General features: G+C 35.5%; 18 protein-coding genes and 1 pseudogene. 17 read left to right on the forward strand and 2 right to left on the reverse strand.

The features are described from left to right. Positions 1-48 precede the first annotated feature (48 nt). From ACVWY7_RS13925 to ACVWY7_RS13960, 8 genes are all read left to right on the forward strand, one after another. A complete protein-coding gene (locus ACVWY7_RS13925) occupies positions 49-459 on the forward strand; it encodes a hypothetical protein (protein ID WP_000360869.1) in 411 nt (136 codons plus the stop codon). A 10-nt stretch (positions 460-469) separates the two neighbouring features. Beyond that, complete coding sequence (locus tag ACVWY7_RS13930; RefSeq protein WP_139242227.1) at positions 470-1585, forward strand: flagellar hook-length control protein FliK; 1116 nt, start codon at positions 470-472, stop codon at positions 1583-1585. Positions 1586-1588: 3 nt separating this feature from the next. Further along, positions 1589-2161 carry a flagellar hook assembly protein FlgD gene (locus tag ACVWY7_RS13935; protein WP_001143481.1) on the forward strand — a complete coding sequence of 191 codons (573 nt, stop codon included), beginning with the start codon at positions 1589-1591 and terminating at the stop codon, positions 2159-2161. Positions 2162-2182: 21 nt separating this feature from the next. Then, a complete protein-coding gene (flgE, locus tag ACVWY7_RS13940) occupies positions 2183-3496 on the forward strand; it encodes a flagellar hook protein FlgE (protein WP_000588297.1) in 1314 nt (437 codons plus the stop codon). 49 nt (positions 3497-3545) lie between these two features. Further along, positions 3546-3884 (forward strand): DUF3964 family protein, encoded by a 339-nt coding sequence (locus ACVWY7_RS13945; RefSeq protein WP_000213339.1) that lies wholly within the window; start codon positions 3546-3548, stop codon positions 3882-3884. Between the two features lie 260 nt (positions 3885-4144). Further along, a complete protein-coding gene (locus ACVWY7_RS13950) occupies positions 4145-4630 on the forward strand; it encodes a hypothetical protein (RefSeq protein ID WP_000068318.1) in 486 nt (161 codons plus the stop codon). Between the two features lie 120 nt (positions 4631-4750). Then, complete coding sequence (locus ACVWY7_RS13955; protein ID WP_000075958.1) at positions 4751-5659, forward strand: chemotaxis protein; 909 nt, start codon at positions 4751-4753, stop codon at positions 5657-5659. Positions 5660-6472: 813 nt separating this feature from the next. Next, a complete protein-coding gene (locus ACVWY7_RS13960) occupies positions 6473-7420 on the forward strand; it encodes a DNA-binding domain-containing protein (RefSeq protein WP_000274710.1) in 948 nt (315 codons plus the stop codon). A 95-nt stretch (positions 7421-7515) separates the two neighbouring features. On the opposite strand, the gene ACVWY7_RS13965 is transcribed toward ACVWY7_RS13960, so the two are convergent. Then, positions 7516-8316, reverse strand: coding sequence for a flagellin N-terminal helical domain-containing protein (locus ACVWY7_RS13965; RefSeq protein ID WP_105989100.1), 801 nt, complete (start codon positions 8314-8316; stop codon positions 7516-7518). A 240-nt stretch (positions 8317-8556) separates the two neighbouring features. Beyond that, positions 8557-9750, reverse strand: coding sequence for a flagellin N-terminal helical domain-containing protein (locus ACVWY7_RS13970; protein ID WP_001222336.1), 1194 nt, complete (start codon positions 9748-9750; stop codon positions 8557-8559). 257 nt (positions 9751-10007) lie between these two features. On the opposite strand from ACVWY7_RS13970, the gene ACVWY7_RS13975 reads away from it, so the two are divergent. From ACVWY7_RS13975 to ACVWY7_RS14015, 9 genes and pseudogenes are all read left to right on the forward strand, one after another. Beyond that, positions 10008-10793, forward strand: a complete 786-nt coding sequence (locus tag ACVWY7_RS13975) for a lytic transglycosylase domain-containing protein (protein ID WP_073522703.1) — start codon at positions 10008-10010, stop codon at positions 10791-10793. A 129-nt stretch (positions 10794-10922) separates the two neighbouring features. Further along, positions 10923-11138 (forward strand): annotated as a pseudogene (locus ACVWY7_RS13980) (IS607 family transposase); the annotation flags it as partial. Next, positions 11135-12292: an RNA-guided endonuclease InsQ/TnpB family protein gene (locus tag ACVWY7_RS13985; protein WP_000710471.1), complete on the forward strand. Its 1158-nt coding sequence runs from the start codon at positions 11135-11137 to the stop codon at positions 12290-12292. The pseudogene ACVWY7_RS13980 and the gene ACVWY7_RS13985, both read left to right, overlap by 4 nt. 159 nt (positions 12293-12451) lie before the next feature. After that, positions 12452-12676, forward strand: a complete 225-nt coding sequence (locus ACVWY7_RS13990; protein WP_000775712.1) for a flagellar motor switch protein FliN — start codon at positions 12452-12454, stop codon at positions 12674-12676. Between the two features lie 14 nt (positions 12677-12690). Further along, entirely contained in the window at positions 12691-13677 is a 987-nt protein-coding gene (gene fliM, locus ACVWY7_RS13995) for a flagellar motor switch protein FliM (protein WP_000012192.1), read from the forward strand. A 10-nt stretch (positions 13678-13687) separates the two neighbouring features. Beyond that, entirely contained in the window at positions 13688-14047 is a 360-nt protein-coding gene (gene fliN, locus ACVWY7_RS14000; protein ID WP_000680013.1) for a flagellar motor switch protein FliN, read from the forward strand. Between the two features lie 12 nt (positions 14048-14059). Continuing rightward, a complete protein-coding gene (locus tag ACVWY7_RS14005) occupies positions 14060-14380 on the forward strand; it encodes a hypothetical protein (protein ID WP_000121176.1) in 321 nt (106 codons plus the stop codon). Beyond that, the gene (locus ACVWY7_RS14010) at positions 14377-15135 is read left to right on the forward strand and encodes a flagellar type III secretion system pore protein FliP (RefSeq protein WP_001220586.1); all 759 of its coding nucleotides are present in this window, start codon (positions 14377-14379) and stop codon (positions 15133-15135) included. Before ACVWY7_RS14005 ends, ACVWY7_RS14010 begins: the two co-directional genes overlap by 4 nt. Before the next feature lie 33 nt (positions 15136-15168). After that, positions 15169-15444 carry a flagellar biosynthetic protein FliQ gene (locus ACVWY7_RS14015; protein ID WP_001098085.1) on the forward strand — a complete coding sequence of 92 codons (276 nt, stop codon included), beginning with the start codon at positions 15169-15171 and terminating at the stop codon, positions 15442-15444. Positions 15445-15447: the final 3 nt, after the last annotated feature.

A 15447-nucleotide genomic window follows, 5' to 3' on the forward strand; every position in this document is an offset into this window, starting at 1 on the left:
TATAATAGAAAAAGAGAGCGTTATAATAGGAAGGGGCTATAAAAACAGGTGGATAAGCAGCAGTACGACACGATAAAGTTGCAAATAAATCAAGAAAAAGAACAGATTTTGAAAGAAGTGTATGAATTAACAGCTGAAAAAAGAAAAATAGAACAAAAAAAAGAATATGATTTATATGTAGTAAAATCGCGTAGTAAAGTCGTACAAACTGGGCAACGTATAATGGCTGGTATGCTTTCGTCACATACGTTTTCACCTGAAAGAATAGAAGAATGGAATCGGAAAATTAAAAAAACGGAAGATTTTATTCAAAAAAATGAAAGCCTTTTAGAACAAGTAAAAGAAAAAGAACGTGTCATTGATGAGATGTATCAAGAAGATTGTAAAAAGCTTGCAAAAGTACGAGAAAAGCAGGAAGAAAAAATGCTTCTTGATTTGAAAATGTGTATGAATGGATGAGGTGAATATAGTGATACAGTCTGTATTACCGGTGCAACAAAGTTTACCTCCGCAAAAAGAAAAAGGGCTAGAAGTACAATCAAAAAGTGAAGATTCTTCATTCGATCGTACGATGAGAATGGAAAATAAAAAGCAGCCGAAAACGGAGAAAATGAAACGAGAAGAAGCACCAAAAGAAGAAAAAAAAGAATATATTCTTTCTAAACAATCAGTAACGAAAGAAGAGCCAATTGTAAAGAAAGAAGAAAAAAAAGAGACAGAACAGTTGTTATTAGCTGTATCTGAGCAAATGGTTGCAATTGAGCAATTACGTGTGCAGCCAGAATTGTTATATCAATACATACAAAAAATACAAGAGCTGTATAAAGAATATGGAAATGTAAAACTTAATGAATTGCCCGCAGCAGAATTACAACAATTACAAGAACTTCTTTCCAATATGAATATCAAAAATGCTATATGTTTAGAAGATACAATGCAAACGGTATTAGATAAAGTGACGATGCCGGAGCAAACGATGCAAGTATTGAAAGTGGTAGAAACAGAAACTTGTAATATTGCAAAGAAACAAGAAGAGTCCAAAGAATTAGATGGAGATCTTCCGAAAGCTGAGAGCGATGATGTAAAGATAGAGTTGCCAGAAGGTGATGTATTCAACGATTCAAGTTCTGCGGGTGCGGAGTTATTAAATAAAGCAACGGGTACCGATTCAATAGGGAAATCTAATAGTGGCGCTGAGAAAGTTTCATTGCCTGACTTAGGAAAGAAGATGGAAGCACAAGTAGAAGCACTGCAAAAATTTGTAGTGAAACAAGAACGTGTTTTATTTCAGTTAAATCCAGAAAAACTCGGTACATTAACAGTGTTTATGAAAAAGCATGGAGATCAAATTGATGTTCACGTAGAAATGGAAAAACACGATGCGAAAAAACGGGTTGAAATCATTTTTGATGAATTGAGACTGAAGTTAAAAGAAAAAGAAATCAATATTCAAATTAGCTATTCAGATAAAGATGAGAATCGAAAAGAACAGCGAGAACAAGAGCAAAGACAAAAACAAAAATTAGCAAGTCCGAAACATGAAAAACAACATGCAAAAGAATTTGCGGGATTATTGGAGGAATAAAGTGTGCCAACAGTTGGATTAAATACAACGAGTACAAATCATATTCCGTTACAAGCAGGAGCACAAACAAAAAATGCATCTGTTACTGGTGCACAGTCGACAGCTCAACAAGCAAACGGAGTATCAGCAAGTACTCAAAAAACACCGGGTATTATGGATAAAGATGATTTCCTGAAACTTTTCTTAGCAAGCTTTCAACATCAAGACCCGTTTAATGCGATGGATATGAACCAAATGATGAACCAAACAGCACAGCTATCGCTTATGGAGCAAGTACAGAATATGACAAAAGCAGTAGATAAATTGCAATCAACGATGTATTCGACAGCTCTTGATGGAGGGATGAAGTTTTTAGGAAAGTACGTTAGAGGTGTAAGCAATAATGGAAAGCAAGTGACTGGTCAAGTAGAAACAGTTCGACTTGCTGAAAATAACGATGTGCAACTTATTGTTGATAATCAAGTTGTCTCACTTCGTTTCATAGAAAGGGTTTCTGATAAACCGATAACAGAAACTAATCCGGAAGATGAGAAGAAAGATGATATAGAAAAAAATGAAGAGGTTAAGCCAGATTAATAAAAGGAGTGTACAAAGGTTATGATTAAAGCGTTATATACAAGTATTACAGGGATGAATGCAGCACAAAATGCATTAAGTGTTACTTCAAATAATATTGCAAATGCACAAACAGTTGGATATAAAAAGCAAAAGGCTATTTTTGATGATTTGCTATATAATAATACGGTTGGTTCACGTGGTGATGGTGCTTATGCTGGTACGAATCCAAAGAGTATTGGTAACGGTGTAAAGTTCAGTGGGACATCTACAGATTTTAGTGATGGTTCTATTACTTTAACTAGTGATAAGATGGAGACAGCGATAGAAGGAAACGGTTTATTTTTAGTTGGTGATCGTAATGCTGGAAATGTAGAGTATACGAGAAAAGGGTCTTTCGGTGTATCGAAAGATAACTATGTTACAACTACAGGTGGACAGTATGTGCTAGGTTATGGTGTGAAAACAGGAACACAAGAAATAGATTTCTCTTCACGACCAAGCCCAATTCATATTCCGATGGGATCAGCTGTTGGTGGGATTCAAACAGATAAAGCGACAATAGGTGGAAACCTTCCTAGAAACCAAAATGCATTATCTCACGAATTCACAGTTTTTGATGCAGAAGGAAACTCGTTAACGTTACGTGTAAATATTAAGCAAAAGACTACAAAAGAGAATGTAGATGGTAAAGAAGTTGAAAAGCCAGTGCCAGGCGAATATACATATACAGTTTCTGTAAGGAATGATTCTAAAAATGAAAAAGAATTTAAGCCTGTCGAAGGCATGACGGGCGAAAAAAATCTTAAATTTGATACATTAGGAAATTTAAAGGAGACAGATGAGGCTGTACAAAAAGATCCAGTAACTGGTGAAATTACTAAAGGTGGATCTGTTCAAATTCCTTTTGGTAGTGGTCTAACACTTGATTTAAGCGGATTAACAAATTATCCGACAGGGAAAACTCTTTCTACAACAGAAGTAACGGGGCGCCCAGCTGCAATTGCAAATGACTATTCTATTTCTGACGGTGGTTTCGTTATGATGAAATATTCGGATGGTAGTATGAAAGTTGTAGGACAATTAGCTGTAGCTACATTCCCGAATTCAGGCGGATTAATGAAAACAGGGAATGGAAATTACGTTGCGACACCATCAGCGGGTATTCCAGGAATAGGTGTTGCTGGTGAGAATGGTGCAGGTAATGTACGAGGGTCAGCAAAAGAAAGTTCAAACGTAGATTTATCTGTAGAATTTGTTGATTTAATGCTTTATCAACGTGGATTCCAAGGAAATGCGAAAGTAATTAAAGTGTCAGATGAAGTATTAAATGAAGTTGTAAACTTAATTCGATAATATATTATAAAGTAAAATTGTAATGTAGTAGAAAGGGTTTTTTATTCGTATGACGACAAGACAAGAGCGAATTTTACAATTGCCTTTTTTCGAAAATAAACGTGAACTTGCTGAGCAAGTGTTAAAAATGGAACGAGAAGAGCATGTATATTTACCAGATCAATTTGAAATTAAGCAAGTGCCTCCTTATTCATTTGGTGAAAAACAAGCAATCATTGGCCGTATTCATGAGTTTTATTTCGTAAGTGTTGGTAGCGAAGGAGAATGGAAGTATCAACTGTTTAAGGACGAGATGAAGTGCCGTGAGTTTTTTATTACACTATCAGGGATAACGGATCAGCAGATTGCATTTTGGTTCAATAACATCGAGTTATTGAAAAGGTCTTAAAAGACTTTAAAAGCTCTTTTTTAGGTTTTGAGAGAGGTCCTGGCGGAGTGTGGTGGCGGTTAGTGCCTATGTGGTGCTCGACTGGTGTGTAAGACCAGAGATATGGAGAGTTACTAGGGTAGTTTAAGAGGATTTAAGCGAAGTGTAGTTGCAAAAATGGATCTATGAAAGGTTACTGGGATGGTTAATCGTTTTATGGCAGACCAGTGCCTTTTGGATAGTTTGTGATGATAGATTTTATAAAAGGAGAGGTGAGGAGGATGGCGCAGAATAAGTATCGCGTTACATTCATTTCGCCAAGTGAGGTTGAGCAGCGGACTGTTATGGCGGCGAGTAGTTTGCCGGATTTAATTCGTAAAGTAGAGAGTATTATTGCAGATCCGAACGGTTATTTTGTAAATGATAAAAAAAATAATTGCTATTTTAAAGTGATTAAAGAAAATGTTACATTTATTCAATATGAGTTACTATTTTCGGATAAGGAAATTCATATTGAAAAATTAAAACATATAGCACCAGCTATATTGAAACAATTATTTAAAAAAATAAATGATCCAGAATTATATGCACTTGCGCTACTTGATGTTGATATAGCGACGAAAGAATATGTGCTAGAAGAAATGGATTCGGAGCTAAGAATAAGAGTAGAAACGGAGCTTTCGAAAAAGTGGGAAGCAATGCCGACAGAAATTGTAGGAGCACAAGAAGTGTTATTAGAGGCACTTGCTTCGTTTATACAAGATTAAGCGTCTTTTAAAATAAATCGTTCGACTATCTATATTTTTTATATAGGTAGTTGACTTTTTCTCTTTTATAAAGCTTAATAATTAGATATACGGAATTAATGGAAGGGGAGCGACACCTTTATGTCACAAGCACAAAGTATTTTATTAGAAAGCGGAACAAATGAATTAGAGATTGTTACATATACTGTTGGTGAAAACCTATTTAGTATTAACGTAATGAAAGTACGTGAAATCATTAATCCATTTCCTGTTACAACTGTGCCAGAATCTCATCATGCAGTTGAAGGTGTTGTTCAAGTACGTGGTGAAATTTTACCAGTTATTAACTTAGCGACAGCTCTTAATTTAAAATCGACAAAGCCACTTGATCAAACGAAATTTATTATCTCTGAATTAAACCAAATGAAAGTTATTTTCCGCGTTGATGAAGTGCATCGTATTCAACGTATTTCGTGGGAACAAATTGATGAACCAGCTTCATTGTCTATGGGACTAGAAGAAACGACATCTGGTATTGTAAAACTAGACGGACAAATCATTTTACTATTAGATTATGAAAAAATTGTATGTGAAATTAGCGGTACTGGTTATGACAATAAATCACTTGCAGGGTTAGAACAGAAAACAGATCGAGCTGAAAAAGTGATTTATATTGCAGAAGATTCAGCAATGCTTCGCCAAATATTAGAAGAAACATTATCATCAGCTGGATATACGAAAATGAACTTCTTCAGCAATGGTGCAGAAGCGTTAGCACAAATTGAAAAATTAGCGAAAGAGCAAGGCGAAAAAATGTTTGAACATATTCACTTGCTAATTACGGATATTGAAATGCCAAAAATGGATGGACATCATTTAACGAAAGTGGTTAAAGATAGTGAAGTAATGAATCGTTTACCAGTCATTATTTTCTCTTCATTAATTACAAATGAATTATTCCATAAAGGCGAAGCTGTAGGAGCAAATGCGCAAGTAAGTAAGCCAGATATTCAAGAGTTAATTGGTTTAGTAGATAAGCTAGTGCTTTAAAAGCTTCTTTTTAGCTGGAATAGAGGAACTAGCCATGTGTGGAGCGGTCAGTGCTTAATAGAGCCCCATGCCATGTGAGACCAGAGATATGAAGTGGCTTTAGGTAAATGAGGGAAGTTGGGCATCAAGAGAGTTTGAGAGGAACTGGTGTACCATTTCATTTTATTTATCAAGTCGAGAGTAGAGTATCTAGCTATGTGTGGTGGCTGTCAGTGCCTAATAGAGTCCTATGCGATGTGAGACCAGATATATGGAGTGGTTTTAGGTCAGTAGCAGAAAAGAGCCTTTGATTGAGGGTTTGAAGAACTGATATACAACTCTATTTTTTAGTAGGGAGGAGGGAACTAGCCATGTGTAAGTAGTACTGGCTAGTTCCTTTTTAGTATTCTATACTCTGTATAGGCGGAAAGATGGGACGTTTTGGAGTGTTTGTGGCTGTATGAATAGTCTCTACTTCGAGATTTTCAATTCGTTTAATGAATAAATAGCGGGCTTGTTTATTTAAAAATATAAGAGAGCGTATTTTTTGGAATATGCTAGTAAGGTTGCGTAGTAACGCAAATTTTTTCGGTGAAATTACATTCTAAATACCATATAATATAATTAAAAGTGATTAATATGTAATTATGCATATTAATAAAAAATCTTTTTCTATTTCTATACTTTCTATACTTTCTATACATTTTTGTATGTTTAATATTTGACAGATAATTTCGAAATGTTATAATATGGATATGAAAAAATTGCTATTTTCTGAGAAGACATGGGAGTCAGATGAGAATTGTGAAAGGATGAGGGGGAGTGACACAGATTATGTATCACCACACAGCAATCAATGTATTAAATCTTTTACAAAACATGTCAAATAATAAAATGAACGATATGCAACTAGAAGCGGAATTTAAAAAAATAGAAAAACAATTCCAAGTAAAATATGAAGAACTAGTTGATTTATATAATAGAATGGTATTATTTCAAATAGATATAGAAAAACATGGCGGGATGCGAGCATATGAAAAATCAGCGATTACATGGCTGAAGTCTGAGCTAGAGTTACTGTATGAAGTGTATCAATTTTCCCAACGTCACGGTTTAAACATTATTAATATTTCAAAATACGTTAGTAAAAAAGAACTAAATCTTTTCCCAAAAACAGAAAGTCAATTGCAAAATACGTATTACAAATTAAAAAAATGTGAAATACCGTTTGAAAATATTGAAAAACAAAAACCAGGACGAAAGCGAAAATATACACCTGTAAAAGAACCGATTGTTGAGATGAAAAAAGAAAACAAACAAGAGTTAAGAGGAGAAATTCAAAATACAGAGAGTGAAAAAAGCCTTGTAACAGTTATATCTGGTATTGTTGATAATTTTGAAACGATAAGCCATTGTAGTGAAAGAAAAGAGCATGAACTACACCAGTTTATGGAAGGGATCTATAAGCTTTCTAGCATGGCTGCAGAGCGTTCAAAAGATGAAAAGAATGCTCGTGGTCTCGAAGGTGAATTACGTGTATTACGAGCTGAAAATGAAAGGATCAAGCGAGAAAAGGAAGAGCTTGTTCATGATATAAAAGAAATGACGCATCATTTAATTCATTTCATTACGAGCTCTGATATCGATCAAATTCGCACATTGCCTTTCTTCGTAAAAGAATGTAAACAAGATTTGCATAAATTAGGGCTATATAACGCACAAGACGGTAAAATGAAAATTATGGTTGATCGTAGTGGACAGGTTATGACTGTCACGCAGTAATAAAATTTGGGTACAAAATAAAAGGGAGATACATAGTTTATATGTATTTCCCTTTTGTTTTGTATGAAATCGTTCCAAAGAAGGAAGATGACTTTTTAAGATTGTAGTAACTTGGAAACCATTTGCGGAATTTGATTTGCTTGTGAAACCATACTAAGTGCAACTTCAGTTAACAATTTAAACTTTAAAAAATCGCTCATTTCCTGCGCCAAATTCGCATCTTCAATTCGAGATGCAGCATCTGTTAGGGCCATACTTTGGCTATTTAAATTTTCGATATTAAATTGTAAACGGTTAATCATAGCACCAAGATCGGCACGGTGAAGTGATACACTTTGCAGTGCCTCTTCAATTTTACGAATCGCCGCTCTTGCTTCTTGTTCTGTTGAAATGTTGATGTCATGTTGTGTAGGGGAAGGGGAGATATGTTTCGTTATATTTACTGTATGACCAATATCATTTAACGTAACAGGACGGTTTTGGCCGTCGAACACGGATAAATCATTAAACTCAGTCGTCTCGCCAATATAGCTAATTTGTTCTGTTAAAGATTGAAACTCTTTATTCAGTGAATGACGGTTTTTATTTGAATTTGTACCATTAGCAGATTGAACAGCTAAATCACGCATACGCTGTAAAATATTTGTCACAGTTTGAAGAGCAGCTTCTGCCGTGCGAAGCATTGATAGCGCATCCTCATTATTACGAATTGCTACACGCATACCACTCGCTCGTGCATGCATACGAGTCACAATCGCAATATTAGCTGGATTATCAGAAGCATGGTTTAACTTCTTACCAGTCGCCAAATGTTCCATCGCAACATTCATACGTTTTTCATTCTCATACAACGACTGCCTAGCATTCATACTTAAAACATTCGTACCAATACGCATTATAGACACTCCTTATAGATTGATATAGTTAGTGTTCCAAAGCTAATAAAAGGTCATGAAAAGATTAAAAGGCTTATGCTTATTTGCTATTTGTGTTTTAACTTAAGAGGGGATTAAAACAGGCACTGACCGCTTCTACACATCGCGGATGCTCTCTTCCACCTAAAAAAAGAAAGGTTTTACAAAAAATAAACCTCTCCGCAAGCAGAGAGGTTTATTCATGAAGCTAACTCAAATGGATTATTGTAATAATTTAGAAACCATTTGTGGAGTTTGGTTTGCTTGAGAAAGCATGCTAATACCAGCTTCGTTCAAGATTTTGAACTTAGTCATTTCAGACATTTCTTTCGCCATGTCAGCGTCTTCGATTTGAGAAGCAGCAGAAGCCATACTTGATGCTTGGCTCTTAAGGTTGTTTACGTTAAAGTCAAGACGGTTTAATGTAGCACCTAGAGTTGCACGGCTGTCAGCAACAGTTGTTAAAGCTTTGTCGATTGCAGCAATCGCATCAGATGCATTTGGCTTAGTCGCTGCTTTAGTAATTTCTTTATCCACAGTAGGTTCCATTGTTTTTGTAAAAGCTTTTCCCATATCTTGAGCAGCTTTTAAAGTAGGAGTTGCTTCTTTAAATTCATCAATTTTAGTTTGAACTGTCGTGATATCTGCATCACTCATTAATGGCTTCATTTTTTCAAAGGCAGCTTTGAACTCATTTACAGCAGTTTTCATATCTTCAGCTGAACTAGCTCCTACCATAGTACCGCTACCATCGTCTGTACCTTCTGTTAAGTTTGCTAACTTCTCTTGAGCTTTAGTGAATGCTTCAATATCTGATTTTGCAGCTTCAAGTTGTTCAGCTGTAATTTTAGATGTTGAGTTTTGGCCTGCAATAGGAGTTGAGCCACTAATTGTTAGTGAATCGATTTCTAATGCTTTAGTAGAAGTATTAGATAAATTAATATTAATTTGCTTGTTAGTATCAGCATTATCTAATGTTTGAATTGCGATAGATTTATTAGAACCATCTAATAATTTTTTATCGTTGAACTCAGTGTTCGTAGAAATATAATTGATTTGTTCTTTTAATGCATCAAATTCTTTATTAAGAGCTGCTTGGTTTTTATCTGTATTCGTACCATTTGCAGACTGGTTAGCAAGGTCACGCATACGAAGTAAGATGTTAGATACTGAGTTCATCGCTGAGTCAGCTGTACGGATTAATGAAATACCGTCTTGTGTGTTGTTAGCAGCAACTCCTAATCCGCTTTCACGTGCACGCATACGAGTTGCGATTGCAAGACCTGCTGCATCGTCAGAAGCGTTGTTGATACGTTTACCGCTTGATAAACGGTCCATAGCGTTGCTCATTTTAGCTTGGTTTTGGCGCATGTACTCTTGTGTACGCATGCTATTAATGTTTGTATTAATTCTCATGATTAAGAACCCCCATTTTTTTATATTGACTTTTCTGCAAATTGAAAAACGGTAATATGCGAAAAAATCAATTTCGAGATTTATTGTAATCCCTGTCATAGCGGGTGTCAACTAAAAATTCGAATTAATAAATATAAAAAAATAACAGTTTAACAATATATTCATTTTTTTATTACAATATTATTAAAAGGATTATTGCAAACTTTAAAAAAAAACTCTAATATTAGATTATCTTTGTTTACCGAAAAGGTGATATTATGATAGTTGGAAATATAGTAAAAGAAGTCCTTGCATATAAGAAAGGACAAATTCAGCAAAAGTTAAGTAGTCCTCAGGCGTTTGTGAGTAGTCGCTTTCAAGAAAAGTTGCAGAGTGATCCTATGAAGGAAACGAAGGCCACTACGCAGGCGGCAAAAGTAGAGGATATGAGTCAGCCGGTACAATCTACGAGAATAGAAACGGTCGTAAATAAACCGGAACAATCTATTCATAAAGTAGAGGAAGCGAGTAAGCCTGAAGAAAAGGCTGAAACGAAGAACGTAGATGAAGTGCAAGTCGCACAAAAAGAGTTTGAACGACGTTTCCCAGAAACGAAAAATGAGGCTGCTGATACGTGGGGATTAACGAAGAAGTATAATATTCAAAAAATACGTTCTTCCAATGAAGGGAAGTATGAGGATATTATTGATAGAGTCAGTCGTACATACGGAATTCCGAAAACGTTAATTCAAAAAATGATTGAAGTAGAGTCTAATTTTAATCCGAAAACGGTGTCACATGCAGGTGCGATGGGTCTTATGCAACTTATGCCAGCGAATGTGAAAGAGATGGGTATAAAAAATCCATTTTCACCAGCTGAAAGTATTGAGGGCGGCGTGAAAGAGTTAAGTGGTTATTTAAAGAAAAATAACGGTGACTTAGTATTAGCGCTAGCTTCTTATAATGCTGGACCTGGTAATGTGAGAAAGTACGGGGGCGTACCACCATTTAAAGAAACGCAAGGATATATTAAAAAAATATTAAATATCGACGTTTCGAAATAAGAGATTTCATTATAGAGAGAATATGAAATCATAGGAAACAACAGTAAGTGAAAATATGGGGGAACGTGGACACACATAGTGAAATATAAGCTGGATAGCTATATGGCGAGAAATGTTTCAACAAGCGCCATCACACACAAAGATAGGTTTTTTCGTTTTGATTATTATTGGTTTGAGAAATTTCTTCATAAGATGGGCGTCGAAGTTATCATTTCTATTAATGAAAAGTTGTCTCCGCAAGAAGAGTTTGTTCAGTATTTGATATCTATTATTTACGTATGTAGTTGTAGGATATATAGATTGAGAAAATACAAAAAGAAAATGTCGGAGGATGAAGAGCTATGAAAAAAGCATATCTAATAGAGATTAAACCGACAAATGAACAAATAACCAAGATCCATCAAACGATTGGAGTGTGCAGGTATGTTTACAATTTATATCTATCTAAAAATAAAGAGACATATGAATCCGAAGGGAAATTTCTTAGTGGCTATGAATTTTCTAAATGGCTAAACAACATCCATACAAAAGAGTGCGACCAGTGGATTAAAGAAGTGTCGAGTAAAGCGGTCAAACAAGCCATTATGAATGGAGATAAGGCTTTTAAGCGATTTTTTAAAGGGTTATCTAAGTTTCCGCGCTACAAGAAAAAGAAAAATGAAGATGTAAAATGTTATTTCCCTAAGAACCATAAAACGGATTGGACAGTTGAAAGGCATAGAGTGAAAATCCCTACGATTGGATGGATGAGATTAAAAGAATATGGATATATCCCAAAAGATGCAGTTGTAAAAAGTGGAACGATATCTAAAAGAGCAGGAAGATACTTTGTATCTGTGCTTTGCGAATTGGAAGAAATAAAAGCGAAGCCAAAACTCCATTCAACAGGTTTAGGGATTGATTTAGGAGTGAAGGATTTTGCTATACGTAGCGATGGAAAAACTCACAAAAATATAAATAAAACAGTAAAAGTAAAAAAGATAGAAAAACGGTTAAAACGTGAACAACGCTCTTTATCACGCAAATTTGAAAATATAAGAAAGCGAGGTGAACAACCTGTTACTAATAAAAGGGCGAATATAGATAAAAACATTCTTAGGTTGCAAAAAATACATGCTCGGCTAGCAAACATTCGATTGGCGTATGTAAAGTCTGTTGTAAATGATGTGGTGAAAACCAAGCCAACGTTTATTACAGTAGAAGATTTGAATGTGAAAGGTATGATGAAGAACAAATATCTATCTAAAGCAGTTGCTACGCAGTGCTTTTATACATTTAAAACATGGTTATTGACGAAATGTCAGGAATATGGAATCGAACTACGTCAAGTAGATAAATTCTATCCTTCGTCAAAGTTATGCTCATATTGTGGTCAACAGAAAGTAGACTTAAAACTATCCGACCGAGTATATGAATGTGACTGTGGTAATGTAATGGACAGAGATTTGAATGCGTCAATCAACCTTTTACATGCAAAAATATATACAATACTAACGTAAATAGATTGTATATATGTACGGTGGGCTACATCGGAATTTACGCCTGTGGAGTGTCATAGCAAACTGTAGTAGCGAGGTAGTGGCGAGACAGGACACGTAGAAGCAGGAATAATCTAAGAATGTACATTTATCTATATTTTTAGTAGCAGTTGGCTAGATTTGAAATTACAAGATGATATTCCGTTAACAATTTATTTTGAAATCGGAAATACGAAAAAGAAAATTGAAGATCTGCTTCATATTACGAAAGGTACATTGTATCGTCTTGAAAATTCAACGAAAAATACGGTGCGTCTTATGCTTGAGAATGAAGAGATTGGAACCGGGAAGATTTTGACGAAGAATGGAAAGATGTACGTTGAAATCGTTGAATTGAAAAGGTAGGGAAGGGGATTTTCATGAGCGGCGATAAATTAAGCCAAGAGCAAATTGATGCCCTGCTGAAGGCGGTAAATGAAGGCGAGGAAATGCCAGCTTTCGCACAAGAAGCAGGGAAGCAAGATAAATTTCAAGAGTATGATTTTAATAGACCGGAGAAGTTCGGTGTTGAACATTTACGTAGTTTGCAAGCGATTGCTTCTACGTTTGGAAAACAGACGTCACAGACGTTGTCAGCGCGTATGCGTATTCCGATTGACTTAGAGCCTTCGACAGTTGAGCAAGTTCCATTTACGAGTGAGTATGTGGAGAAAATGCCGAAAGATTATTATTTATATTGCGTCATTGATCTCGGGCTTCCAGAGCTTGGAGAAATTGTTATTGAGATTGATTTAGCGTTTGTTATTTATATTCATGAGTGCTGGCTTGGCGGAGATAGTAAGCGTAATTTTACGATGCGTAGACCGTTAACAGCATTTGAGTTTTTAACGCTTGATAATATATTCTCGCTTTTATGTAAAAATTTAGAGCAATCGTTTGAAAGTGTTGTAGCAATTAAACCGACATTTGTAACGACAGAGACAGATCCGAATGCACTTAAGATTACGACAGCGAGTGATATTATTTCATTACTAAACGTAAATATGAAAACAGATTTTTGGAATACGACGGTGCGTATCGGTATTCCGTTCTTATCTGTTGAAGAAATTATGGATAAGTTAACGTCTGAAAATATTGTTGAACATTCTTCGGATAAGCGTAAAAAGTATACTTCAGAAGTGGAAGCGAAAGTAAATCAAGTGTACAAACCTGTTCACGTTGCAATTGGTGAGCAGAAGATGACAATGGGCGAGATTGAACAAATTGAAGAAGGCGATATTATTCCGCTCCATACGAAAGTTTCGGATGAATTACTTGGTTATGTAGATGGAAAACATAAATTTAATTGTTTTATTGGAAAAGATGGAACGCGTAAGGCGCTCTTATTTAAAAATTTTGTAGAGTAGGAGGATTCATATGAAGCATGAAGTATCTCCTGTGTCATTAATGGGATTAGAAGATTTTGCAGGAAAGCGAAATGAAGCAAGTAAAGCACATATTGATACTGTTTCAGATATTTCGATTGAACTTGGTGTAAAGCTAGGGAAGTCATCTATTACGCTCGGTGATGTGAAGCAATTAAAAGTGGGCGATGTTCTGGAAGTAGAGAAAAACTTAGGACATAAAGTAGATGTGTATTTAAGTAATATGAAAGTCGGCATTGGAGAAGCGATCGTAATGGACGAGAAGTTCGGTATTATCATTTCTGAAATTGAAGCTGACAAGAAGCAAGCTGCGCTTATGAAAGCGCAAAGTCAAATGCAAGATAAAGAGTAGAGGAGGAGTCATATGTCGTATATGACGACCTTATTTCAAGTCGTTTTACTGTTTGGTGCGCTCGGCTACGGTGCATATTATATGACGAAAAAGACGCGCAAACAGCAGTTTTTTAAACAAGGTGAAAATGGCCATATTCAAGTGAAAGACGGTGTTTATTTAAATCATCAAACGAGCGCCTTTTTATTTGAAGTAGATGGCAAGCAAGTGTTCACTGTTATTAGTAATAACGGTGTACAGTCTGTGCAATTAACAGGAACAGGAAATCAGTTTCAACAAGCGCTAGAAGACGCGGTGAAGAGTGAAACGAAAAAAGTAGAGGATCCATCATGAGAATAAAGAAACAGTTATCGTTATTAGCCGTTATTTTCGTATTTTCTATCGTTTTTTCAATTATTTTTGTAAATCCAGCGTATGCAGCCCAAAACGGTTTTATTAATTTCGAAAATGGAAAAGAGTTTACGAGTAATTCAAGCGTTCAGCTATTTGCGCTCGTTACCCTTTTATCATTATCTTCATCTATCGTTCTATTATTTACACATTTTACTTATTTTATGATCGTTCTTGGGATTACACGTCAAGGACTTGGGGTAATGAATTTACCACCGAACCAAGTGCTCGTTGGACTTGCCTTATTTTTATCGCTCTTTACGATGCAGCCTGTACTTGGGCAGCTAAAGAGCGATGTGTGGGATCCGATGACGAAAGAGAAAATAACGGTAAGCCAAGCTGCGGAAACGACAGCTCCGATTATGAAAGAGTATATGTCGAAGCATACATATAAGCATGATTTAAAAATGATGCTGAAAGTGCGCGGAGAAGAGTTGCCGAAAGATTTAAAAGATCTTTCACTATTTACGCTCGTACCATCCTTTACGTTAACGCAAATCCAAAAGGGATTATTAACGGGGATGTTCATTTATTTAGCGTTTGTATTTATAGATTTGATTATTAGTACACTTTTAATGTACCTCGGGATGATGATGGTACCGCCGATGATTTTAAGTTTACCGTTTAAAATACTCGTTTTCGTATATTTAGGTGGATATACAAAAATCGTCGATATTATGTTTAAAACGGTCGCCTGAAGCGTTTGATGCTATGTGATAGGAGTCATATAAATGAATACGTCACCAATTATAGATATTTTTCAAACCTTTTTTTATAAAGGAGTTATGATTTTAATGCCGGTTGCCGGCGTTAGTATGATTGTCGTTATTATCATCGCTGTCATTATGGCGATGATGCAAATTCAAGAGCAAACGCTGACGTTTTTACCGAAAATGGCGAGTATTGTACTCGTTATTATCATTTTAGGTCCGTGGATGTTTCAAGAGTTAACGACGCTTATTTTAGATTTATTTGATAAAATTCCATCGCTATTGCGTTCGTACTAAGAT

The sequence above is a fragment of the Bacillus sp. TE9106W genome, from assembly GCF_054062215.1.